This is a genomic window from Natrinema sp. LJW11, assembly GCF_056135975.1.
On sequence record NZ_JBWBDM010000004.1, the window covers coordinates 197,268 to 219,289 of the forward strand.

Below are 22,022 nucleotides of genomic sequence, written 5' to 3' on the forward strand. Positions count from 1 at the left end.
ACATGACTCACGACTCGCGAGACGCTATGAACCGACGCACCGCGCTGAAAACGACGTTCGGAGCCGCGACGCTGGCCGTCGCCGGCTGCCTCTCGAACGAACCGACGACGGCCGATTTCCGGATCGGTGGCCCGTGGAAGCCGGCTCGAGATCCACTCGACGGCGGCACGATGCTACGCCGGATCGGGATCACCGAGGCGCTGGTCACCGTCGGCTATGACGCGACTCCGGCACCGGGGCTCGCGACCGACTGGGAGCGACTCGACGACCGACGGTGGCAGTTCGACCTGCGCGAGGACGTGACGTTTCACGACGGCGCGTCGTTCGACGCGTCGGCGGCCGTCGAGTCGCTCCGGCGGACCGCCGACGCCTCGGCGTTTGCGCCCATCCCGATCGAAACCGTCGAGGCCGTCGACGAGTCGACCGTCGCCGTCGAGACCGAGACGCCGTTCTCGCCGCTTCTGGCCCATCTCTCGCGCAATGAGGCAGTCATCATCAGTCCGGACGCAATTGACGACAGCTCGGTTACCGATCCGGTCAGCACCGGCCCGTTCGCACTCGACTCGTTCCGGTCCGGGTCGCGGGTCAGAGGCGAGCGCCACGACGAGTACCACGGCGAGACGCCGTCGTTCGAGTCCGTCCGCTACGAAGTCGTCGAGGACGACCAGACCCGCCGGATGAAACTCGAGAACGACGAACTGGAGATGGCGACCGTTCTCCCTCACGAGACGGTCGGCGACCTCGAGTCTCAGGACGATATCGAGGTGTACACGCCAGAAATTCCCCGGATCAGGTTCCTCACGTTCGATACGACCGCCGAGCCGTTCGACGACCAGCGCGTTCGGCGGGCCGTCCACCACGCCGTCGACCGCGAGGCGATCACCGAGTCGATCCTCGACGGCATCGACGACCCCGCAGTCGGCCCGTTCTCGTCCGACGTGACCGAGTGGGCGAACCCGGACCTCGAGGTCACCGGGGCCGACCCCGACCGCGCTCGATCGCTGCTCTCGGATGCCGGGTGGACGGCCGACGCCGACGTTCGGACGCGCGACGGCGAGGAACTGTCCGTCGAGTTCCTCACGTTCGACGCCAGAAGCCTTCCGCTGATCGCTCAGGCGATCCAGAACCAACTCGCCGCGGTCGGGGTCGACGTCGAGGTGACGACGATGGGGTACAGCGCGATGAGCGACCGCGTCAGCCAGCACTCGTTCGACGGCTATTTCACCTCCTGGGGGACGCTCTGGTATCCAGATCCGGACCGGCTCACCGAGATGTTTCACTCGACGGACGCGACGCTTCATCACGGCTACGAGAACGACCGGGTCGACGAATTGCTCGAGGAAGCCCGCGAACTCGCCGACCGCGAGGAGCGATTGGAACGCTACTACGAAGTTCAGGAGATCGTCGTCGAGGAAGCGCCGATCGCCGTTATCACCGACTACGCGAACGTGTACGCGACGGCAACTGGCGTGAGCGGCTTCGAGCCCCACCCGACCGAACTGCGGTTCGGTCTCGAATCGATCGAAGTCGACTCGTAGGAGGACTCACACAGCAGTCGGTCGTCGGTTGGCCCGATCCAGAAACGAACAGAGCGCGTCGACGGCCGTTTCGAATACCCGTTCGCCCTGTTCGGCGGATGCCGCCGTCGCATCACCGACCGCACCGTTCTCGCTGAACGCTTCCGTGAACCGGTGGACGACCCCGCCGTCGACAGTGTCTTCCCACGCCGCGGCGTCGCCGTCGACCGGCTCGCCGACATCGTCGGGACGGAGGAAAAGGAGCACGGACATCTCGAGTTCGCCCGCGTGACCGACGTTGTCGTCGACGGCGCGCATCCACTCCCAGAGGAACGCGTCGAGGCCGACCGTCGAGTCATCGGCAATATCGCGGGCCAAGTTGCCAAGCGTCCCGCCGTTCCCGCCGTGGCCGTTGACGAACACGACCGTCTCGACGCTCGAATCCGACAACGAGTCGAGAACGTCCCGGATGTACCGTCGAAGCGTCTCCGCGGAGACCGATAGCGTTCCCGGGAAGTGACCGTGATACGGCGCGATGCCAACCGGAAGCGTCGGTAGGACGATCGAATCGTGCTCGCTGCACTGGTCGGCTTCCGCAGCCATCGCCCGCGCGATGATCGTGTCTGTACCGACGGGTGCGTGTGGCCCGTGTTGCTCCGTGCTTCCGACGGGAAGCAGTGCTACCGTCGGTTTCGCGTCTTCGACATCGGTCCAGGAACTCGTCTCGAGATGCATCGTCGTTCGGTACTCGCGACGCTACATAATGGATAGCGATCCGGACGCTCGGAGAAATATCGAGTCGGCCCCAGGCTAATACCGTAGTGGCGTAATCAAACACGGCGTTCAGTCCGCACGCATACTGGCGGGTGATACATATATGGCTGCGATGGAACAAAGGAGCGCATCAAAATTATCCTCCGAGGTTGTGACTACGATCGATCCTCCCGACGATTCAATCTTCGGTCCAGTACATCAGATCCTCGCGTTCGGTGCCGCAGTTCGGACACTCGTCGGGGAGCCCGCCCTCGATATCGCCCATTTCGCCACACTCCATGCAGCGCCACATGAGTTCCGCCTCGCCGAACGACTGCCCCGACCGGGCGTGCTCGACGCTCATCGCCTCGGCACCCTCGCGAGTGGTGACGAAGAAGCCGCTTCGTTCGAAGCCCCGAATGCGGCCGATTTCGTTGCCGTCCTCGTCGTATACCGTCTGCCCGAAGTTGAGTTCCCGTACCTCTTCGAGGGCCTCCTCGTCGCCTTCCGTCGTCGGTGTCTCGCCAGTTTCGACCATAAACGATGCTTCCCGGCGACGGAGATAAAGTCACAGCGCGCATTGTGCGAGCGGCCGCTCGAGGGAGCGGAACGGACGATATCGGGAAGCCAGATCGCAGCGATCCATGCGAGACGTATCCACGGTAATAGAAAACAATATACACCGTCCGGATAGAGACACGTGATATGATAGTTCGTCTCACATCTGGTTTCCCTAACGGTGCCGTCGCCGTCGGGTCACGCGACCTCGAGTCGCGCGACTCGAGGAAAACGCCGGGTACTATCGCAGCAATCGACGACGGAAGCCCTGGCCGGCCGGTCGCTCCGAATCCGGCGCGGTCGGCGGACGCACCCCTCAGGTGCAATGCGATCCCTCATACGGTCGCGAGCCCTGAAACGGATACCGTGATCCGATCATGAGCGGGACCGGCGTCGCGACGATCGGTGACTGTCGGATCGCCTACCGGCGCGCGGGGACGAGCGGCCCGCCCGTCGTCCTCTGCCACGGCGCGGGAATCGACGACGCGACCGTCTCGTGGCGACACGCGATCGACGCGCTGGCCGACGACTACCGCGTCTACGCGATCGACTGGCCGGAGTACGGGAACAGCTCCGGGGACGTCGAGCACACCGTCGAAACGTACGTCGATATCCTCGCGGGCTTCCTCGAGACGCTCCCCTTCGAGCGCGTCTCGCTCGCCGGGATCTCGATGGGCGGCGGCGTCGCGCTCGGCTACGCGCTCGACAACCCCGACCGAGTCGACCGCCTCGCGCTCGTCGACAGCTACGGGCTCGGTGGCCGACTCCCCAGCGCCCTCCAGTGGAAGTTCCTCTCGCAGATCCCCGGGATGACCGAGTTCGGGAAAATCGCCGCCAGTACGAGTACGCGGAGCGTTCGCAGAGTCCTCGGCTCGCTCGTCGCGGATGCCGACGCACTGCCCGAGCCCTTCGTCGACGACGTCAGGGAGAAACTGATGGAGCCGGGCTCGATTCGGGCGTTCACGGAGTTCCAGAACAACGAACTCTCCTTCAGCGGCCGCGTCGCGACGAACTTCGTCGACGACCTCGAGTCGCTGTCGGTCCCGACGCTGCTCGTCCACGGCGAGGATGACCCGCTGGTGCCCCTCGAGTGGTCGGAGCGAGCGGCGGAACTGATTCCGAACGCGGAACTCGACGTGATCGAGGACTGCGGTCACTGGACGCCTCGAGAGCGACCCGATCGGTTCAACGAGCGCCTTCGAAACTGGCTGCCCGACCCACAGCGGGTGCCGACCCCACAATATACCAAGGCGGGGATGCCCGGCGTCACTCGAGTCAGCGGCGATTAGGGCCGTCTCGTTCGTTCTCCACTTTTCATTCACCATCTGGCCGGGAGTACGGCTCGAGCGACGCGAGAGTCGTACGACCCGGGGGAGGGCAGGCCGTTGCCCGAACACCGACCGCGAGCGAAGCCGTGCGCGGCGCTACGCGCCGCGAGAAGTCGAACGGCCGGAGGCTGTGAGACCGGGTGAGCGAGCGGGCCGACGACTGACGTGAACGAACGACCAACGGGAGTGAGAGAACGGAAGGAGGAGTGCTTTTGATCGAAATTTTGCCGAGGGCCGCCGAAGGCGGCCCGCAGAGGAAAATTTCGTTACATGAAATCCTCGATCCCGCTCTGCTTGTTCTTGTCGTTCTCGAAGACGCTCTCGAGGGATTTCTCGAGCACCTCGAGTCGCTGTTTCGTGTAGGGGCGACAGTCGTACTCGTCGGCGACCTGGATGGCCGTCTGCATGTACTTGTTCACCGACCCCTTGTGGACGGTGAGGTTGACGCGGCCACCGCACTCCCGGCAGTCGCCGGTCAGGGGCATCCGGCGGAACTTCTCGCCGCAGTCGAGGCAGCGGGTTTCCTGCCGGGAGAACGCTCGGAGGTTCCCGATGAGGTCCGGCAGGAAGTGATACTCGATGACCCGCTCGGCGACGTCGGTCTCGTCGACGGCCGCGAGCTTGCGCGAGAGCTCGAGCTGGGCGTCCATCTTGTCCATCATCGAGCCCAGCGTCTTGTACGCCGAGAGGTCCGGCCCCATCGCGATGTTGGTGGTGTCGTGGGTGTGGTCGAAGCCGGTGTACTCGGTATCCGTGCCGAGCGTGTCCTCGGCGATCTCGACGTCGACGTCCTCCGGGTCGGCCTGCTCGCGGGTGGCGAGGTAGAAGTCTCGAGGGTACTGCCTGACGACGTCCATGTTGTGGGCCTCGTCGTCGATCTCGGAGGGATCGATGCGGGAGGACATGACGAGGGGTGCGTCCATCTTCCCGCCGCGCTGATCGGGCAAGAACGATTTGCTAAAGTTGAGAAGTCCGTCGAGAAGGAGCATAACGCAATCTTCGTCACCGTCACAATTGCGACGCTTAGCCGCATGAAAGTACGGATGGGCGTATCCGACGGCGGCGCTCGTGAACCCTATCACCCTCCCGACAGTTGCCGCGGAGGTGTGGGGTGCCATGCCGAAGACGAGTTCCCCCACGAGATCCTGGCGGTCCTCGAACTCGTAGTAGGGCTCGAGGCCGTAGTACTGCTCGAGCAGGTCGTCGATGAAGTCCGCGGTCTGGAGCATGTGCTCGGCCGCGCCGTTCGAGAGGACGATGTCCTGCACGCGGAGTTCGACCAGCTGGTCCTCGTGGGTGAGCGGTTCACCGTGGATGTCCGCCTCGTAGTCCAGCGCCTGCAGCTGGCCGACGTCGACGTCGAGTTCGCTCGCGCGGACGGACGTCACCGGCAGGTCGGTCATGTCGTAGCGGACGGTGCCGTCCTTGAACGTGGAGACGTCGTGTTTCGCGCGCAGGATCCCCTTCTCGATCGGTTCGGGGACCTTGGTCTGCGAGGAGAGCCCCTTGACGCCTTTGAGGATCTCGAAGGCGTTCTCGCGCTCGCCGACCGACTCGAGGGCGTCGCGATACTCCTCGTGAATGTCGATCTCGCGGGTGTCCACGCAGGTCGCCTGGCGCTCGCAGCGGGGACACTCGACGCGGCCGGCCTCGTCGGGGTCGACCTGGATATCGCAGTCGTAACAGCGGTAGTCCGGCGTCGTGCGGGCGTTGCAGTCGGGACAGCGGTTCTTGAACGTCTCCGTCCCGCAGGACTCACAGCGCTGGCGACCGATCTGGACGTCGACGACGCCGGGCGTGTCCGACATCGTCTCGGCGTGTTTGGCGGCGTCGGCGACGTTGCGCTGCGTGCCGCCCGCCTCGCCGATCGGGAACAGGGTGTGGACCGCCGGGCTCAGATCGCGACTCTCGGATTTCTCCGGCCGACCCATCCGGTTGCCGATCCGGGTCGGGGCCCGCTCGCGGACCCGAAAGGGAGCGACTTCGTTGACCGCCTCGATGGCGTTGTCGCCCTCGGTCTCGTGGCCCCACGTTCGCGCCCGCTCCGAGAGGTCGTCGTCGGACCACGTTCGCTCGAGTTCGACGGTCGACAGCCGTTCTCGTTCCTCGGCCTCGAGCGCGGAGCCGTCGGCGACCGCCCGTCGCGGCTCGCAGCCCAGCGTGCGGACGAACGGTCGCCAGCCGTCGATCTCGAGGCGGTCCTCGTCCGGCCGCTGGCGGTGCTCGATGACGACCGTCTCGAGGGCCTCCCGGACGGGCTCCGCGTACTCGAGCACGAGCGTCGCGTCACCGTCGACATCGCCCTCGATCCGTCCGTCCGCGACGGCGTCGGCGAGCGTACGGAAGGCGTCGACCGAGATGTCGTGCCAGAGGACGGTGTACTCGGGATGGAGCGGCGCGTCGTACTCGACGGCCCACTCCAGCGCGTCCTCGGCGTCGGGGAACTCGAGGTCGATTCGAGGGTCGTCCTCGAGCGCCTGTACGTCCGCGCCGGCGGCTTCGAGATCCTGGACCCACCACTCGTAGGTGTAGGAGGCGGGGGCGAGCGGGTGGTTGTTCTCGACGAACTCGCCGTAGTTGACCAGGTACTCGCCGAGGTCGAGGATCGCCTCGACGCCGTTTCTGATCTCGAGGGCGTCCTCGGGGTCGTCGATCCGGCGGACGTCGCCGTTGGCGAGTTTGACCGTCGGTCCCTCCAGCGAGTCGACGGGGACGACGCCGGCGGCCTTGCCGGGCCGTTCGGTCTTGATCTGGGTCCCAGTCGCGAGGAAGTCGTCGACGAGGTGCATCGCGGCGGGGTGGACGCCGGCGGTCGCGAAGCCGTGGTTGCGCGCCCGGCCGTATCGGAGGCGAAAACCGCCCTTCGCACACGGGTGGGAGAAGACGGGGCGGCCGGCGATCAGGTCCCGGAGGAACTTCTCGGAGGTTTCCACGCGCGGGGGCCCCTCGGAGTCGGCGTCGGGAGCGCCGCCGTCGTCCGGTTCGTTCGCGTCGGTTTCGGCCGACGCATCGCCGTCCTCGTCGCCCTCGCCGGATTCGACGGCTTCGTCGCCCGCGGCGTCCGCCTCCGCGCCATCGTCGTCGTAGTAGTTGCCGTCGATGAGGTCCTGCAGCCACGGCCAGTCGACCTCGTCGAGGTTGCGGGTGTAGCGCTGGATCTTCGGCGCTTTCAGCGCGATCCCCTCGGCCATGACGAGACACATCCCGCCGCGGGCGCTGTTGGTGTCGACTCGCTCGAGGTCGCGAAAACCCGAAACCTCCTCGTCGCCGGTGGCCTCCCCGTCGAGCATGATCGGGAGGTTCTTCGCGATGAATTTGGCCTCCGAGTCCTTCGGGGAGTACTGCAGTCCCGTCTCCTTGTCGTAGAGGCCGAGCTCCTCGGCGTAGCGTTCGACCTCCTCCTGGCGGGCGTCGTACTGTTCGATGCCCACGAGTGCGCGCGTGTAGTCGGCGACGAGCACCGAGAGGGCCTGCGCCGTCCCGCCCGCGGAGCGAATCGGACCGGCGTAGTAAACGTTGACGAACTCCGTCCCGTCGTCGTTCGTGAGAATCTCGACCCTGTCGATCCCCTCGATGGGCGCGGCGACGACACCTTCCGTCAGGAGCGCGACCGCGGTGCGGACCGCTCCCTCGATCTTGCCGGCGTTCGTCTCGTAGTCGCCCACGCGTCCCTCGGCGAAGTCCTCGGCGAGTTCGAGGGCGGCCTCCTCCCTGCTCATCTGCCCCTCGAGTTCGCGGACCCGCTCGGCGACGCCGTCGATGCCGAGAATGTTCTCGACGCGGTCTGCCATGTCCTTGGCGACCGGAATCTCGACCTCGGGTTTCGGATCGCCGCCCCGTTCCTTGGCCCGCTCGGCGACGTCGAGAGCGTCCTCGAGCTGGTCCTCGAGCCCCTGAAAGTACCGTTCGTCTTCCGTGCGCATCTTACAGCCAGAGGTCGAGTTCGGTGGTGTCGTCGTACTCGCGCTCGAGGGGCTCCTCGAAGACGCGCAGGTGAACCTCGCCGGCCCAGACGGTCGCCTCGTTCAGGTGGCCGGCGTAGGCGGTTCCCTCGTCGTCCGAGAGGACCGCGTGGGTGTGGGCGAACCGTTCGCCATCCAACCGAGAGACGTTCCCGACGCAGCTGGCGACCTCGAGCGGCTCGTCGAACTCGATCGGGTAGTACTCGCACTCGTCCTGATCGTAGAACCAGAGTTCCGCGTCCTGGACCGCGCCGAGCGCGCTAAACCAGGCGGCGTCGGCGTCGACCGCATCCGCGAGCGACTCGATCTCGGCCCGCCAGTCGGCACCCGTCTCGAGGCGGGCGACGAACTCGTCCGTGGTCTCGACGGCGCGATAGTTCATACGCAACTACTGTGACGGCCGAGAGAAAAAACGCACCGGTCCCGCCCGGCTACACCTGCGGTCGTTCACCGGGCGGAATGATGTAAGTTAATTGGGAGATGTGGAAGCGGACAGGAGGAGCAATAATATAAATTAGTTGTCTGGGAAGGATCGGCAGTAATGGACACTGAGGAGCAATAATGTACAGGTGACGTGGTCTATAGAACTGGTATTGTGCGTGTTCTTCGCGGTAACAACCGATTTGGACGCATTAGACTGATGATACTAAAATGGGTGGGTTGGTACCATTCAGCAAGATGGTGCGAGACCAGACTGGCCTCACGCGACGGCGGCTCCTCGCTTCGGGTGCCGCCGTCTCCGCGGCAACGATCGCAGGGTGCATCGGTGGTGGTGGTAGCGGTGATGGGGAACGCTTCCACTTCACCCAAGAGCAATCGCGCGAAGAGCAGTACGATCCCGTCGTCTCGAACGACGCCTACAGCTTTCAGGTGATTCAGCTCGTCTTCGACGGGCTCTACGAGTACGACGAGGGACTCGAGTTGCAGCCGAAACTCGCGACGGGCGAACCGACCGTCGAACGCGACGGGACGCGGTACATCTTCGAGATCGAGGAGGCGGCCGAGTTCCACAACGGCGACGACGTGACGGCGTCGGACGTCGCCCACTCCTTTACCGCGCCGGTCGAGGAGGAGACGGAGAACGCCTCGGAGTACGACATGATCGAGAGCACCGAGGTCATCGACGACTACCAGCTGCAGGTCGACCTCGGGGACGATCCGTACGGACCGTTCGAACTCGCGACGATGGGCGTGACGGTGGTGCCCGAGAGCGTCCGGACCGACGACCGCGATGCGTTCAACAGCGATCCGGTCGGCTCCGGACCGTTCACCTTCGCGGAACTACAGGAGAACGAGTACGTCGAGATCGAACGGTGGGACGACTACTGGGACGACCTCGAGCCGAACCTCGAGCAGATCCGCTTCGAGGCGCACGAGGACCCGGCGGGTCGCGTCTCCGACATTCGGGCGTCGAACACGGACGTCATCGCGGGCATCCCCAACGACGACTGGGACGTCCTCGAGAACGAGGACGGCGTGAATCTGCACTCGGCGGAGAGTCCGACGTTCATGTACATGGCCTTTAACTGTAACGAGGGGCCGACGACCACCCCCGAAGTGCGACGGGGCATCGCCCACTCGTTTTCGATGCAGGACTTCATCGAGTCCAACGGCGCGAACGTGACGTCGCCGATGTACAGTCCGATTCCGCCGGTCGTCAACGAAGTCTGGGAGTTCCCCGAAGACGAGTATCAGGAGCTGTTACCGTCGTACGATCCCGATCAGGCCCAGTCGCTGCTCGACGAGCACGCGCCCGACGACTTCGCGCCGACGATCATCACGCCGGAGGGGATCCGAGCCCAACTCGCCGAACGGATCGCCACTCGGCTGGACGAGATCGGCTACGGGGCCGACGTGCAGGTGCTCGACTTCGCGACGCTCGTCGACACGTACACCAGCGGGAACGCCGACGACTACCAGATGTACCTGCTGGGCTGGACCGGCGGTCCGGACCCCGATTACTACCTCTACCCGCTCTTCCACGAGAGTCAGGCGGGGACGAATCAGGGCCACTATTACGGGGGAAGCGACGGCTTCCACGACGCGATCGCCGAGGGGCGAAACTCGGCCGGTCAGGAGGAGCGCTACGACCTCTACGAGCCCGTCATCCGGGAGATCGTCGAGCAGCTCCCCGCGCTGCCCGCGTTCACGCAGGACAACACGATGGCCTCTCGCGACTACGTTCAGGACCTCCAGGCCCACCCGGAGGTGACGAGAAACCCGACCCTCGTCGCGGACTACACGAACGTGTCGATGGAGTGAGCCGGCGGACGGCGATAGCTGGATCGGCGGGAAACGAATTCCCGCCGGTTCAGGGACAGCGGCATCGAATCGGGATGGATCGACGAGCGAACGGACTGACTCGCGGACCAATGAAGCTACTCAAGTACACCATACACAGGCTCTTGCAGGCGATCCCCGTCCTGATCGGGATCTCCGTCATCACGTTCCTGCTCGCGAACCTCGGTCCGGGCGATCCGGTCAGCCTCATGCTGCAGGGGCAGGAACACAGCGAGGAACTGGTCAGAACGATCGAACGGCGATACGGGCTCGACAGACCGCTACACGAACGGTACGTGACGTACATGGCCGGCCTTCTGCAGGGCGATCTCGGCCAGAGCATCCACTACCAGCGACCGGTCGCCGCGCTGATGATGGAGCGGCTCGGTCCGACGCTCCTGTTGGTCCTCTCGGCGTACGCGTTCGCGCTGGTGACGGCGATTCCGCTCGGCATCGTGGCCGCCGACCGACGCAACGAATCCGCCGATCACGCCTCGCGGATCGCCGCGCTCGTCGGCGTCAGCACCCCGTCGTTCTGGATCGGGATCGTCCTGATCCTGATCTTCGCGGTCCAGCTGGGGTGGCTCCCCTCGAGCGGGCTCTACTACCCCTGGCGACCGCCCAGCGCCTATCCGGGCATCGACGGTCACCTCGAGCTGTACTACGAGTCGGCGAGACACCTGCTGTTGCCGATGGTCGCGTTGGGAACGTTGCAGATGGCGACGATCATGCGCGTCGAGCGCACGCAGATGATCGAGTCGCTGCAGGGCGAGTACGTCAAACTGGCTCGCGCGTACGGCGTGCCCGAGCGGACGATCCTGCGAAAGCACGCTTTCCAGGTGGCCCAGCTGCCGATCATCACGATCGTCGGACTCAACCTTTCGACGGCACTCGGCGGCGCGGTCCTCATCGAGACGGTGTTCAATATCAACGGCATGGGACGACTGTTCATCAACGCGATTTCGACCAACGACTACCAGCTCGTGATGGGAATTACGATGATGCTCGGTTTCCTGTTCGTGATCGGCGTCATCATCACCGACATCTCGTACGCGTACGTCGACCCGCGAGTCACCTACGGAGAGAGGGAGTAATTCATGGCAGTCAGTGAATCACAGTACGAGAGCGGACGGGAACCGGCGTCCGAGGACGAGGAGTCGGTCGAGGCCCGCGTCGGCTGGCGCTACACCGTGGCGCGGATCAAACGAGACACGACGGCCCGCTGGGGACTGTACATCGTAACGGTCGTGCTGTTCGTCGCGGTGTACGCCGCGGTGGACAGCAACCTCTCGCGACTCACTTTCGGAGTCGCGTCGGATTACACGTTCGCACAGTTGCTTCCCATCTTCGACCACCCCACGCACATCCCGCCGCCGGGCGAGGGGACACAGCACATGCCGCCCTACTTCCCGCTGGCCGAGCAGTCGTGGAACCCGCTTCCGGCGGGCGGTACCATCGAGCACCCGCTCGGGACCGACCACACCGGCCGGGATTACTTCACCAGGATCGTCTACGGGACGCAAGTGTCGGTGTTCGTCGGGCTCGTCTCGACGTTCATCGGGCTGACCGGTGGGACGCTCATCGGTGCCGTCGCCGGCTACTACGGCGGCCGGATCGACGACGGGCTGATGCGGCTGGTGGAGACGGTCTACTCGATTCCGCCGCTGATCCTCATCATCGTCTTCACCGTCTTCGTCGGCGGTGCGAACATCTGGTACGCCGTCCTCGGCGTCGGAATCGCGTTCATTCCCGTCTTCGCCCGAATCATCCGGAGCCGGGTGCTGAGCATCCGCGAAATGGATTACATCGAAGCCGCGCGGGCGGCCGGCGTCAAGGATCGCAACATCATCATGCGACACGTCGTACCGAACAGCTTCGCGCCGGTGTTAGTGTACGCGACGCTCCAGATCGGCGTGACGATCCTCATCGTCGCCGGCCTCTCCTTTCTGGGGTACGGCGCACAGCCGCCGACCCCCGACTGGGGCCAGATGCTCAACATCGCACACGGCTACATGCACTCGAACGTCTGGCTCTCGATCTGGCCGGGAATCGCGATCATGATCACCATCATGGGCTTCAACCTGTTCGGCGACGGCTTGCAAGACGCCCTCGACCCCAGAATCGACGACTAACAATGAACTCGGAACCACTCCTTCGCGTCGAGAACCTCGAGACGCAGTTCTTCACGGAAACTGGTACAGTACGCGCCGTCGACGGCATCTCCTTCGAGGTCCGCGAGGGCGAAATCGTCGGCCTCGTCGGCGAGAGCGGCGCCGGCAAATCGGTCGCCTCGATGAGCCTGCTCCGGCTCGTCGAGAGCCCCGGCGAGATCGTCGCCGGCGAAATTACCTATAGGGGCGAAACGATCGTCGGCTTCGAAGAGGGGCCCGACGGCGAGCGTCGAGAGCGCGACGACGTGCTCTCGAACGAGGAGATCCGGACCCGGATCCGGGGCAACGAGATCGCGGTGATCTTCCAGGATCCGATGGAGTCGCTCAACCCCGTCTTCACCGTCGGCGGCCAACTGCGGGAGTTCATCGAACTCAACCGCGGGCTCTCCGAAGGCGAGGCGAAAGCCGAGGCGATCGACATGCTCCGGGAGGTCGGCATCCCCGATCCCGAGCAGCGCTACGGGGAGTATCCCCACCAGTTCTCCGGCGGGATGCGCCAGCGCGTGCTGATCGCGATGGCGCTGGCCTGCGAACCCAGCCTCATCATCGCCGACGAACCGACGACCGCCCTGGACGTCACCGTCGAGGGACAGATCATCGACCTCGTCGACGAGCTCCAGGCGAAGTACGGGACGAGCTTCCTCTGGGTCACCCACGACCTCGGCGTCGTCGCCGAGATCTGCGACCGGGTGAACGTCATGTACCTCGGCGAGATCGTCGAGCAAGCGCCGGTGGACGAGCTGTTCTACGACACGAAACACCCGTATACGAACGCGCTGCTGAACTCGATCCCCCGGCCCGATCGAACCGTCACGGAACTCGAGGCGATCGAGGGGGTGATGCCCGAAGCGATCGACCCGCCCTCCGGCTGTCGGTTCCACCCCCGCTGTCCCGACGCGCGGGCGGTCTGCAAGCGGGTTCATCCCGACGCGAGGAGAGTCGCCGACGCCGACGGCGAACCGCATCGGGCGGCCTGCGTGAAACACGACGTCTTCGACGTCGGCTACGACGAGAGCCCGCCGCTCGAGGGGGCGGCGGCCGAAGATGTCGACGAGCCGGAATCGATCGCACCGAACCCGGTCAGCGACGAGAGCGGAGGTGATGGTCGTGAGTAGCGGTATTCGGATGGACGAGGAGAGCGGCTACGACGGCGACGAAACGCTGCTCGAACTCGAGGGCGTCTCGAAGTACTTCGCACAGGAGTCGGGGCTGTTCGCGGGCGTGCAGTTCGATCCGAGTCAGTTTCCGCCGATCAGCGTCGACCGGGAGACCGTCGAGGCGGTCGACGACGTCTCCCTCGAGATCCAGCCCGGCGAGACGCTCGGACTCGTCGGCGAGTCCGGCTGCGGCAAGAGCACGCTCGGGCGGACGATCCTGCGCCTGCTCGAGCCCACGGATGGAAACATCTACTTCAAAGGGGAAAACCTGGCCGACCTCGGCGGCGAGGAACTCCGGCGGACGCGTTCGGACATGCAGATGATCTTCCAGGATCCCCAGTCCTCGCTCGATCCCCGGATGAAGGTCGGCCAGATCATCGAGGAACCGATGCGGGCCCACGGGATGCTCGACGACGAGGGCCGCGAGGCGCGGGCGAAGGAACTCCTCGAGAAGGTGGGGCTCGATCCGCGCCACTACAACCGCTTCCCCCACGCGTTCTCGGGCGGGCAGCGCCAGCGCATCAACCTCGCGCGAGCGCTGTCGGTCGACCCCGATTTCGTCGTCTGCGACGAACCCGTCTCGGCGCTGGACGTTTCGATCCAGGCGCAGGTGCTGAACACGATGGAAAAGCTTCAGGAGGAGTTCGGCCTCACCTACCTCTTCATCGCCCACGACCTCTCGGTAATTCGCCACATCAGCGACCGCGTGGCGGTGATGTACCTCGGTCACGTCGTCGAGTTGGCGGAGAAAGAGGAACTGTTCGAGAATCCCCAACATCCCTACACCCGCGCGTTGCTCGAGTCGATCCCCGTCCCCGACCCGCGGGAAAACGGCGCGCGCGGCGTGCTCGAGGGCGAGGTGCCGAGCCCGGCCAATCCGCCTTCCGGCTGCCGATTTCGAACGCGGTGTCCGCGGCTAATCGCCCCCGACGCATACGACTGGACCGACGAAAAGTGGGCGCAGACGCGGGCGTTCATGCGGGCGGTCAAACGGCGGACGTTCGAACCGATGCCGGCCGACCGGATCGAGGCCGAGTTCTTCGGCGGGACTCCCCCGCGTGGCGAAGCGGGAGCGATCGTCAGTGACGCAATCGAACTCGTCGCCACCGATGGTAAACGGAGTGCGGGAGGCGAAGCGGGTGACGATGGTGACGACCAATCCGATCGATGGGCGGCGGCGACGGACCTGTTGCTCGAGTCCGTCGCCGAACGGAGCATCTGTGCGCGCGAGCGGCCGGCGTACGAGTTCGAGGCCGAGTACGGCGACGGGGAGCACCTGGCGGCCTGTCACCTGCATCGGTGACGGCCGAGACGCGCTCGAGTCGTCCCTCCGAACGGGTCTATCGGCCGTTCGGGGACGAGTGTCGAGACGCGACGCATCTGTGAGAGTCGTTCACTAATAGATCGAGCGGCGATCATCCAACACGGTCGATCATCGCAATAATCCTTAAAGGGTTGTCGGGACTATTAACTCGTGTATGAGTAAGATACTCGCCATTCTGGCAACGCACACGAAAGCCGGCGCGAAGGTACAGCGAACGATCGAACACTCGCCCTCGTTCTCGGGCGTCCAGACGAGCGAGAACGGCCGTCCCGAGACGCAGGTCTCTCCGGGCGGGTTCCTGACGGGGTAGTCCCGGTAACCCGATAGTGACCACTCAGTACGGCTACCGGTGCGCGGATCCGGCACCGAAACGATCGGGAGTTTTCTCCGAGACCGACGCTGCGAGCGATTATCCGACTCAGTCGAACGCCGACGAGGACTGCTTGAAGTACAACTCCTGGTCGGTCACCCGCTGGTAGAGTTCGTAGAGCGTCTCGACCGCCGCATCGTCGGGGTCGAACCGAAGGTGGGGGGCGGCGTAATAGCCGCGGCAACTGACGAGGAAGAAGTACAGCGTCCGATGGTGGTCCGGCGTCGCGTCGACGACGCCGATCGATCGACCGCCGAGATCGTCCGAAAAGTCGTTGAGCATCGCCGCGATATCGTCTTGCAACTGCTCGTCCGGCCGATACTGCGGCAGTCCGAACGTCCGTTGCATGTACGTCGTCGCCGCCTCGAGAACCGAGTTCGAGTCCCAGCCGGTCGGATCGACGCCCTGGAAGGTTTCGTACAGCGCGAGCGTTCGCGAGAGTTCCTCCCGGGTAATCGCGATCGGCATGACCGGCTCGCCGCGCGAGAGCGAGTAGTCGGGGAACGTATGCGAACTCGGAGCCGGAAGCTGCGCGAACACCTGCTCGAGTGACATATGCTATCGTATATCACGGGCGGTGAAACAGTTATCGGTGCGCAACTGTTCGCCAATGAGATCTGTATCGAATCGCGGAGATGACCGGCAGGCGCTGGGTCGAACGCCCGCTGTCCCGCCGTGAATCGGACGGTTTGCTGTACCGATGGACCGACGCGACCGCAACCGGCCTGCGGTCGCGCCGAGACTGACGGACAGCAGACCCTATCAGACGATTCGAGACGTCCCTAGATCTCCCTGTCGGCGGCCCACTCGAGCAGCGGTCGGAGTCGGCGACAGAGTTCGTCGCCGTCGTCGGTGAGCGCGTACTCGACGCGCGGTGGGATCTCGGCGTACTGCTCCCGAGAGAGGTAGCCGGCCTCGACGAGTTCGTCGAGTCGACTCGAGAGCGTCGAACTGCTCACGTCCGCGAAGGCGTCCTCGATCTCGCCGTAGCGGGCCGGTCCGAGCGCGCCGACGACGCAGATCAGTTGCATCGCGTACCGTCGGCTGAGTAGTTCCATCAGTCCATCGAGTCGGCAGTAACAGTCGATGTCACAGGGCGAATCGAACGGCTCGGATCGGTCGTCGGTAGTCTCTGCCATAGCTTTGGTTCACCGCAGTTACTCCGATACTTCGGACTCAACAGCATAAGTACTTCGTGGGTCGAAGTAACGGTGTATGACGGACGAAGCCTGCGCGTGCTGCGGAACAGTTGACAGCCAATCGGTAGAGACGGAGCGCGAGAACGAGCCGTCAGTCGATCGGTGGCTCGGCGAGACGGCCGTGATGGAGACACCCCTCCCCGACGACGTCCGGGCGGCGATGGAGCAGTTCTTCGGCGACGCGTCGATTGCGACGCTCGAGGACTGGGTTAGCGTGCTCCGAGAGCGAACCGGCGGCGGCTCGATCGGCGTCGACGACCTCTGTCACGCCGACGGGGAGACGGCTCACTGGGGCGAACTCGACGACGAGCGCTCTCACTTCCAGTGTTTCTACGACGCGGTCGCGCTCGCCGAGTTAGTGTCGGAACCGGTTGAGCTCCACACCGAGAGCCCGAACGGGACGATCATCGAGGCTCGAGCGACGGGTGACGGCGACGTGATCGCGACGCCGTCGACGGCGGTCGTCTCGTTCGGCATCGTGACTGACGAGTCGGTATCCGACGGAGACCCGACGCTCGAGGATGTGTACGCTGCGATCTGTCCGTCGGTCAGAGCCTTTCCGACGCGGAACGCGTACGAACAGTGGGCGGCGCGGACGGCAGCAGCGACCGTTGGCGTGCCGTTGTCGGCCGCGACAGGGGTTGCGACCGGACTCGCGACGGAATGATTCCATTTCCCACCCCCAGTTATCGCCAGGCCGGCAGCGTCGGTGCGTCGTCCGCCTGCATCGAAAGCCAGGCGCCGTCCGCGGAAATATCCGCGATAACGTACTCGTCGCTCGCGGCCGTCGAATCGATCGAACCGACGATGGTATCGTCGGACGTCATGGCGTGGGGGTTCGTCGCCATGTTAGTGAGTGACAACCACCGATATATAAACTCATCGAATCCGACTGTCCGCTCACGATACTAATCTGAAACTGAACGACGGCCGGCGATCGAAACACTGGGTTTATACTCATTTTCGCCGTATCGGGGAGATATGAACGTAGCCGACGCGATGACGCCCCGCGAGGACGTGGTGACCGTCGACCTGCCGGGCACCCGAACCGACGTGCTCGAGTATCTGCAAGAACGATCGTTCTCGTCCGTGCCGGTCGTCGAGGAGACCGACGACGGGCCCGGGTACCGGGGGCTGATCTCGCGGGAAACGCTGATCGAACGGCCGGACGAGGACCAGCTGGTCATCCTGATGGACGAGGACGTGCCGACGACGACCGCCGGGACGAGCCTCGCGGACGTCGCGCGAACGATGGTCGAGGCGGGCGCGCGTCGCGTCCCGGTCGTCGATGGGGAATTCGAGGGGATCGTGACCGTGACGGACGTCATTCACGCGATCGCGACGGGCGATCAGGCGACCGACGGCACCGTCGAGTCCCACGCCAGCGAGAACGTGAACACGACCTACGAGGGCGCACCCCTCCCCGTCGCCGAGCGGGAACTCTCCTACGCGAACGTCCCCTACACGATCGCGCTGGACGACGAGGGCCGGATGAACGGCGTCCTCACGGAAGTCGACATCATCGACGTCGCCCGGATCGTCGAGGGCGAGGAGGAGACGGGCGACAACTTCGGCGATCAGGACGACGACTGGTCCTGGGAGGGAATCAAGGCCGTCGGCAGCCGCTATCTCCCCACGCGGGACATCGAGATTCCGACGGGGCCGGTCCGAGGGTTCATGAGCGACGACGTCGTGACGGTCTCGAGCCAGACGACGATTCAGGAGGCCGCACAGCGGATGATCAGCAACGATATCGAACAGATTCCGCTGGTCTCGGGCGAGGATCTCGCCGGCGTCGTCTGCGACGTCGATCTCCTGGAGGCGCTGTATGAGTGACCGCGACGGCGCGGACGAAAGCGCCGACGAGCCGACGAGCGAGAAACTGGTCGAACTGGCCAAACGGCGGGGCTACTTCTTCCAGTCCTCCGGCGCGTACGGCGGCGTCGGCGGCTTCTACACGTTCGGTCCGCAGGGCGCGGCCCTGAAGGGCAACGTCGAGGACGCCTGGCGCGACCGCTTCGCGCTCGCCGAGGGTAACATGGAGATCGACGCGCCGACGATCATGCCCGAACCCGTCTTCGAGGCGTCGGGCCACCTCGAGGGGTTCGACGACATGCTCGTCGAGTGTCCCGACTGTGGCGAAAGTCACCGCGCGGATCACGTCGTCGAGGACAGTACCGAGTACGAGGACGCCGAGAGCCTCCCCATTCCCGAAGTCGAGGACGTCATCGCCGAGTACGAACTCGTCTGCCCGAACTGCGGCGCGGGGCTGGCGGGGCAAGCCGTCGACTCGTTCAACCTCATGTTCGCGACGAACATCGGCCCCGGCGACTCCGATCCCGGCTACCTGCGACCCGAGACCGCACAGGGCATCTTCGTCGAGTTCCCCCGGCTCAAGGAGTACGCGCGCAACCAGCTCCCCTTCGGCGTGACCCAGATCGGCCGCGCCTACCGCAACGAGATCAGCCCTCGGCGCTCGATCATCCGCACGCGGGAGTTCACGCAGGCCGAGCTCGAGTACTTCGTCGATCCCGAGGCCGACGAGCCGGACCTCTCGAGCGTCGGAGACATCGAGGTCACGCTCTACCCGGCCAGCGAGCAGAACGAAGACGGCGGGGAGGCGTTCGAGACGACGATCGGCGACGCCGTCGAGCAAGGTATCATCACCGACCGGTGGGTGGCGTACTTCCTCGGCGTCGCGAAGCCGTGGTACGAATCGGTCGGCGTCGACATGGACCGGTTCCGGTTCCGTCAGCACCTCGCGGGCGAACGGGCCCACTACGCCAGCGACTGCTGGGACGCCGAGAGCGAAATAGACGGAAACTGGATCGAGATGGCCGGCTTCGCCCACCGGGGCAACTACGACCTCTCGAAACACGCCGAACACTCCGGCGACCGATTCACGGTCTTCCGACAGTACGACGAACCGAAGACCGTCGAACGAGCGACGGTCGATCCCGACATGAGCTATCTCGGACCGGAGTTCGGCGGCGACGCGCAGGCCGTGGTCCAGAAACTCGAGGACTTGGCGGCTCGCGATCGATCGGCGTTCGAGAGCGCGGCGCAACGCGCCGCGGAAGAGTCGAGTAGCGCGGAACGAAGTTCCGCGGACAGTCGAGCGGCAGAGCCGCGAGACGACGGCGACGACGGGGAGCCGCGAGACGGGGAGAGCGTCGAGATCGATCTCGAGGGCGAAACCCGCGAAATCCCGGTCGACAAGACTGGCTTCGCGGTCGAGGAACAGACGGAGGCGGGCGAGCACGTCACGCCCCACGTCGTCGAGCCCTCCTTCGGCGTCGACCGGACGGTTTACACCGTCCTCCACCACGCCTATCGCGAGGACGAGGTCGCCGACGAGGAGCGCACCTTCCTCGAACTTGAGCCGGAGGTCGCGCCCACGTTCGTCGGCGTCTTCCCGCTGCAAAACGACGACGCGCTCGAGGCGCAGGCGGGCGAAATCGTCGACGACCTGCGCGAAGTCGGTCTCTCGGTCACCTACGACGACTCGGGGAACATCGGCCGGCGCTACCGGCGGCAGGACGAGGTCGGCACGCCGTTCTGCGTGACCGTCGACTACGAGACCGTCGAGGACGAAGAGACGACCGTAACGGTTCGAGAGCGGGACACGACCGACCAGAAACGGCTACCCGTCGACGATCTGGCCGAGGCGCTGTCGGCGCTGCGTGCCGGCGACCTCGCGTTCGACGAGTTGTAAGCGGGCGCGCTGGTGTCGATCGGACGACCGGCTCGAGGTGGGAGACCGCGTTCGAGAGCTCCCGCGCGATTCGATGGCTCGAGCCGCCAAGCGAGGTCTGACGGCCACTTCCGGGCGGATCCGCCCACAAGCTTTATTCCCTATACATCACTTGGCTGTCATGTGTCATTGCAAGATGCAAACACGACATCGAAGGGGACCAGTCAGCCGATAAAAGAGGGGTTCCGACCCATTGGTGGGTTAATTTACGGTGTCATCTCGTTCGTGTCAGTGTTCATAATTACGACCGGATATTTTATTTGCCGGATTTATGATACGGTCGACGGGAACGTCGACCTCGAGGAGATGTTCCCGGTTCCGGAGTTCGTCGGCTTCCCGTTCTACAACTCGCATCGGGTCGATACGCCCATCGAGATCAGTTCGGGCGGGGATTTCGTCTCCGAGACGGTCGTTACCGGCTACTTCGAGCTGTTCAACGAGTTCCCCGGTGTCAGCGGCCCCGAGTTCAACCCGCTCGTGTTCAACGCGATCGCCGCCGGGATCCTGTGTTGTACCGGCTACGTGATCGCCAGTCGAGCGTCGGCGCTGGCGTCGCCCGAGAGCAGCGCCGCCGCCGGCGCTAGCGTCGCCGTCGGCTATCTCCCGCTGTTCGTGCTCGGTACGTTCCTGTTCTCCGTCGACGACCAGAACATCGTCGCGGGACCGGAACTCGGAGTCGGGCTCCTGTTTTTCGGTGCGCTGTTTACCGTCGGGTTCGGCGGGCTCGGCGGCTACGTACGCGGGAAACGGTAAAACGAACCCGACAGCCATCGCACCGATCCCGACGGTGGATTCCCCGCCGTCGAGAGCGCGTTCCGACGGCGGGAGACAGCGGCGGGAGTCGGTGGTGACGCGGGAGTTGCCGCCGTCATTTATATAATATATAGTAGTAGGGAGAACTAACCGACGGACTGAAGGTCACCTCCCCCGAGGCACGAAGTGATGGCCGACGAACTGAAGCGGCGACTCGTCCACGCCAGTGGCTCCGGGTTGGTCGCCCTCTATCTGCTCGCCGACTATCTCGAGGCCGGGCTCACGTGGCCCCGATTTAAGGTTCTCATGATCGCCATCGCGACCGGCGCGCTCGTCCTCGAGTTCCTGCGGCTTCGGGTCGGACTCGACTGGCGACTCTACGACGTGCTGACTCGCGAGTACGAACAGGACAACCCCGCCGGCTACGCCCTGTACATGATCAGCATGGCTATCGTCGTGGTGGTCTTCGAGCCGGATATCGCCCTCCCCGCGATGTTGATGCTCTCGCTCGGCGATCCGATCAGCGGGGCCGTCTCGGACAACAGCCTCCAGCGGGTCAAGCCGCCGAAGGTGCTCATCACGATGTTCCTCGTCTCGACGGTGATCGCGATCCCGTTCCTCCCGATCGGCGTGGCGCTGGTCGCCGCCCTGGGCGCGACGCTGGCCGACGGCGTCACGCTCGAGATCCGCACCTACATCATCGACGACAACCTGACGATTCCGATCTACGCCGCCTGTCTGGCGTGGCTGGTGCTCGAGTTCGCGCCGTTGTGACCGCGCGAACCGTCGACGGCGACGATGGCGGCAGCGACCGGTTCCGATATCGGCAAGACCGTTTCGTTCTGGGCCGCTCAAGACCGTCGCCGACGAATGGACGAGCCGACACGTGTCTCCCC

The 22,022-nt window shown here is 64.9% G+C and carries 20 protein-coding genes; 13 read left to right on the plus strand and 7 right to left on the minus strand.

What is annotated here, in order from left to right:
* The first annotated feature begins 26 nt into the window (after nt 1-26).
* Complete coding sequence (locus AC0QDI_RS12800) at nt 27-1,538, plus strand: ABC transporter substrate-binding protein (protein WP_474668701.1); 1,512 nt, start codon at nt 27-29, stop codon at nt 1,536-1,538.
* A gap of 6 nt (nt 1,539-1,544) precedes the next feature.
* Here the strand turns inward: AC0QDI_RS12800 and AC0QDI_RS12805 are convergent, their stop codons facing one another.
* Both AC0QDI_RS12805 and AC0QDI_RS12810 read right to left on the minus strand, forming a co-directional pair.
* Nucleotides 1,545-2,252 (minus strand): creatininase family protein, encoded by a 708-nt coding sequence (locus tag AC0QDI_RS12805; RefSeq protein WP_474668703.1) that lies wholly within the window; start codon nt 2,250-2,252, stop codon nt 1,545-1,547.
* A 217-nt stretch (nt 2,253-2,469) separates the two neighbouring features.
* On the minus strand, nt 2,470-2,808 hold the full coding sequence (locus AC0QDI_RS12810) for a DUF7130 family rubredoxin-like protein (RefSeq protein ID WP_474668705.1): 339 nt from the start codon (nt 2,806-2,808) through the stop codon (nt 2,470-2,472).
* 397 nt (nt 2,809-3,205) lie between these two features.
* On the opposite strand from AC0QDI_RS12810, the gene AC0QDI_RS12815 reads away from it, so the two are divergent.
* The gene (locus tag AC0QDI_RS12815) at nt 3,206-4,117 is read left to right on the plus strand and encodes an alpha/beta fold hydrolase (RefSeq protein WP_474668707.1); all 912 of its coding nucleotides are present in this window, start codon (nt 3,206-3,208) and stop codon (nt 4,115-4,117) included.
* Between the two features lie 305 nt (nt 4,118-4,422).
* Here the strand turns inward: AC0QDI_RS12815 and AC0QDI_RS12820 are convergent, their stop codons facing one another.
* Nucleotides 4,423-8,079: a DNA polymerase II large subunit gene (locus AC0QDI_RS12820; protein ID WP_474668709.1), complete on the minus strand. Its 3,657-nt coding sequence runs from the start codon at nt 8,077-8,079 to the stop codon at nt 4,423-4,425.
* Between the two features lies 1 nt (nt 8,080).
* Complete coding sequence (locus tag AC0QDI_RS12825) at nt 8,081-8,500, minus strand: PPC domain-containing DNA-binding protein (RefSeq protein ID WP_474668711.1); 420 nt, start codon at nt 8,498-8,500, stop codon at nt 8,081-8,083.
* Between the two features lie 296 nt (nt 8,501-8,796).
* Between AC0QDI_RS12825 and AC0QDI_RS12830 the strand changes: the two genes are divergently transcribed.
* From AC0QDI_RS12830 to AC0QDI_RS12855, 6 genes are all read left to right on the plus strand, one after another.
* Nucleotides 8,797-10,380 carry an ABC transporter substrate-binding protein gene (locus AC0QDI_RS12830; protein WP_474668713.1) on the plus strand — a complete coding sequence of 528 codons (1,584 nt, stop codon included), beginning with the start codon at nt 8,797-8,799 and terminating at the stop codon, nt 10,378-10,380.
* A gap of 110 nt (nt 10,381-10,490) precedes the next feature.
* Complete coding sequence (locus AC0QDI_RS12835; protein ID WP_474668715.1) at nt 10,491-11,492, plus strand: ABC transporter permease; 1,002 nt, start codon at nt 10,491-10,493, stop codon at nt 11,490-11,492.
* A gap of 3 nt (nt 11,493-11,495) precedes the next feature.
* Nucleotides 11,496-12,530: an ABC transporter permease gene (locus AC0QDI_RS12840; RefSeq protein ID WP_474668716.1), complete on the plus strand. Its 1,035-nt coding sequence runs from the start codon at nt 11,496-11,498 to the stop codon at nt 12,528-12,530.
* Nucleotides 12,531-12,532: 2 nt separating this feature from the next.
* The gene (locus AC0QDI_RS12845) at nt 12,533-13,684 is read left to right on the plus strand and encodes an ABC transporter ATP-binding protein (RefSeq protein ID WP_474668718.1); all 1,152 of its coding nucleotides are present in this window, start codon (nt 12,533-12,535) and stop codon (nt 13,682-13,684) included.
* A gap of 10 nt (nt 13,685-13,694) precedes the next feature.
* Nucleotides 13,695-15,029 carry an ABC transporter ATP-binding protein gene (locus tag AC0QDI_RS12850; protein ID WP_474669235.1) on the plus strand — a complete coding sequence of 445 codons (1,335 nt, stop codon included), beginning with the start codon at nt 13,695-13,697 and terminating at the stop codon, nt 15,027-15,029.
* A gap of 175 nt (nt 15,030-15,204) precedes the next feature.
* Nucleotides 15,205-15,360: a hypothetical protein gene (locus AC0QDI_RS12855; protein ID WP_474668720.1), complete on the plus strand. Its 156-nt coding sequence runs from the start codon at nt 15,205-15,207 to the stop codon at nt 15,358-15,360.
* A gap of 108 nt (nt 15,361-15,468) precedes the next feature.
* On the opposite strand, the gene AC0QDI_RS12860 is transcribed toward AC0QDI_RS12855, so the two are convergent.
* Both AC0QDI_RS12860 and AC0QDI_RS12865 read right to left on the minus strand, forming a co-directional pair.
* Nucleotides 15,469-15,975, minus strand: a complete 507-nt coding sequence (locus AC0QDI_RS12860) for a hypothetical protein (protein WP_474668722.1) — start codon at nt 15,973-15,975, stop codon at nt 15,469-15,471.
* 227 nt (nt 15,976-16,202) lie between these two features.
* Entirely contained in the window at nt 16,203-16,559 is a 357-nt protein-coding gene (locus AC0QDI_RS12865) for a winged helix-turn-helix transcriptional regulator (protein WP_474668723.1), read from the minus strand.
* Nucleotides 16,560-16,635: 76 nt separating this feature from the next.
* On the opposite strand from AC0QDI_RS12865, the gene merB reads away from it, so the two are divergent.
* Nucleotides 16,636-17,286, plus strand: a complete 651-nt coding sequence (gene merB, locus AC0QDI_RS12870; RefSeq protein ID WP_474668725.1) for an organomercurial lyase — start codon at nt 16,636-16,638, stop codon at nt 17,284-17,286.
* Nucleotides 17,287-17,305: 19 nt separating this feature from the next.
* Here the strand turns inward: merB and AC0QDI_RS12875 are convergent, their stop codons facing one another.
* A complete protein-coding gene (locus AC0QDI_RS12875) occupies nt 17,306-17,467 on the minus strand; it encodes a DUF7556 family protein (protein WP_176548145.1) in 162 nt (53 codons plus the stop codon).
* A gap of 133 nt (nt 17,468-17,600) precedes the next feature.
* Here AC0QDI_RS12875 and AC0QDI_RS12880 point away from each other — a divergent pair, with 133 nt between their 5' ends.
* From AC0QDI_RS12880 to AC0QDI_RS12895, 4 genes are all read left to right on the plus strand, one after another.
* On the plus strand, nt 17,601-18,455 hold the full coding sequence (locus AC0QDI_RS12880; protein WP_474668727.1) for a CBS domain-containing protein: 855 nt from the start codon (nt 17,601-17,603) through the stop codon (nt 18,453-18,455).
* Nucleotides 18,448-20,334: a glycine--tRNA ligase gene (gene glyS / locus AC0QDI_RS12885; protein ID WP_474668729.1), complete on the plus strand. Its 1,887-nt coding sequence runs from the start codon at nt 18,448-18,450 to the stop codon at nt 20,332-20,334. The genes AC0QDI_RS12880 and glyS overlap by 8 nt, the downstream gene beginning before the upstream one ends.
* 162 nt (nt 20,335-20,496) lie before the next feature.
* Nucleotides 20,497-21,126 carry a DUF7978 family protein gene (locus AC0QDI_RS12890; protein WP_474668731.1) on the plus strand — a complete coding sequence of 210 codons (630 nt, stop codon included), beginning with the start codon at nt 20,497-20,499 and terminating at the stop codon, nt 21,124-21,126.
* Nucleotides 21,127-21,315: 189 nt separating this feature from the next.
* Entirely contained in the window at nt 21,316-21,900 is a 585-nt protein-coding gene (locus tag AC0QDI_RS12895) for a dolichol kinase (protein ID WP_474668733.1), read from the plus strand.
* Nucleotides 21,901-22,022: the final 122 nt, after the last annotated feature.

Excerpts from the sequence above, each read along its gene's own strand:
- AC0QDI_RS12850 (WP_474669235.1), top strand. The coding sequence starts at position 13,695 with ATGGACGAGGAGAGCGGCTACGACGGCGACGAAACGCTGCTCGAACTC.
- AC0QDI_RS12860 (WP_474668722.1), bottom strand. The coding sequence starts at position 15,975 with ATGTCACTCGAGCAGGTGTTCGCGCAGCTTCCGGCTCCGAGTTCGCAT.
- AC0QDI_RS12840 (WP_474668716.1), top strand. The coding sequence starts at position 11,496 with ATGGCAGTCAGTGAATCACAGTACGAGAGCGGACGGGAACCGGCGTCC.
- AC0QDI_RS12815 (WP_474668707.1), top strand. The coding sequence starts at position 3,206 with ATGAGCGGGACCGGCGTCGCGACGATCGGTGACTGTCGGATCGCCTAC.
- merB (WP_474668725.1), top strand. The coding sequence starts at position 16,636 with ATGACGGACGAAGCCTGCGCGTGCTGCGGAACAGTTGACAGCCAATCG.
- AC0QDI_RS12880 (WP_474668727.1), top strand. The coding sequence starts at position 17,601 with ATGAACGTAGCCGACGCGATGACGCCCCGCGAGGACGTGGTGACCGTC.
- AC0QDI_RS12845 (WP_474668718.1), top strand. The coding sequence starts at position 12,533 with ATGAACTCGGAACCACTCCTTCGCGTCGAGAACCTCGAGACGCAGTTC.
- AC0QDI_RS12805 (WP_474668703.1), bottom strand. The coding sequence starts at position 2,252 with ATGCATCTCGAGACGAGTTCCTGGACCGATGTCGAAGACGCGAAACCG.
- AC0QDI_RS12865 (WP_474668723.1), bottom strand. The coding sequence starts at position 16,559 with ATGGCAGAGACTACCGACGACCGATCCGAGCCGTTCGATTCGCCCTGT.
- AC0QDI_RS12835 (WP_474668715.1), top strand. The coding sequence starts at position 10,491 with ATGAAGCTACTCAAGTACACCATACACAGGCTCTTGCAGGCGATCCCC.
- AC0QDI_RS12820 (WP_474668709.1), bottom strand. The coding sequence starts at position 8,079 with ATGCGCACGGAAGACGAACGGTACTTTCAGGGGCTCGAGGACCAGCTC.
- AC0QDI_RS12875 (WP_176548145.1), bottom strand. The coding sequence starts at position 17,467 with ATGGCGACGAACCCCCACGCCATGACGTCCGACGATACCATCGTCGGT.
- AC0QDI_RS12800 (WP_474668701.1), top strand. The coding sequence starts at position 27 with ATGAACCGACGCACCGCGCTGAAAACGACGTTCGGAGCCGCGACGCTG.
- AC0QDI_RS12895 (WP_474668733.1), top strand. The coding sequence starts at position 21,316 with ATGGCCGACGAACTGAAGCGGCGACTCGTCCACGCCAGTGGCTCCGGG.
- glyS (WP_474668729.1), top strand. The coding sequence starts at position 18,448 with ATGAGTGACCGCGACGGCGCGGACGAAAGCGCCGACGAGCCGACGAGC.
- AC0QDI_RS12855 (WP_474668720.1), top strand. The coding sequence starts at position 15,205 with ATGAGTAAGATACTCGCCATTCTGGCAACGCACACGAAAGCCGGCGCG.
- AC0QDI_RS12810 (WP_474668705.1), bottom strand. The coding sequence starts at position 2,808 with ATGGTCGAAACTGGCGAGACACCGACGACGGAAGGCGACGAGGAGGCC.
- AC0QDI_RS12825 (WP_474668711.1), bottom strand. The coding sequence starts at position 8,500 with ATGAACTATCGCGCCGTCGAGACCACGGACGAGTTCGTCGCCCGCCTC.
- AC0QDI_RS12830 (WP_474668713.1), top strand. The coding sequence starts at position 8,797 with ATGGTGCGAGACCAGACTGGCCTCACGCGACGGCGGCTCCTCGCTTCG.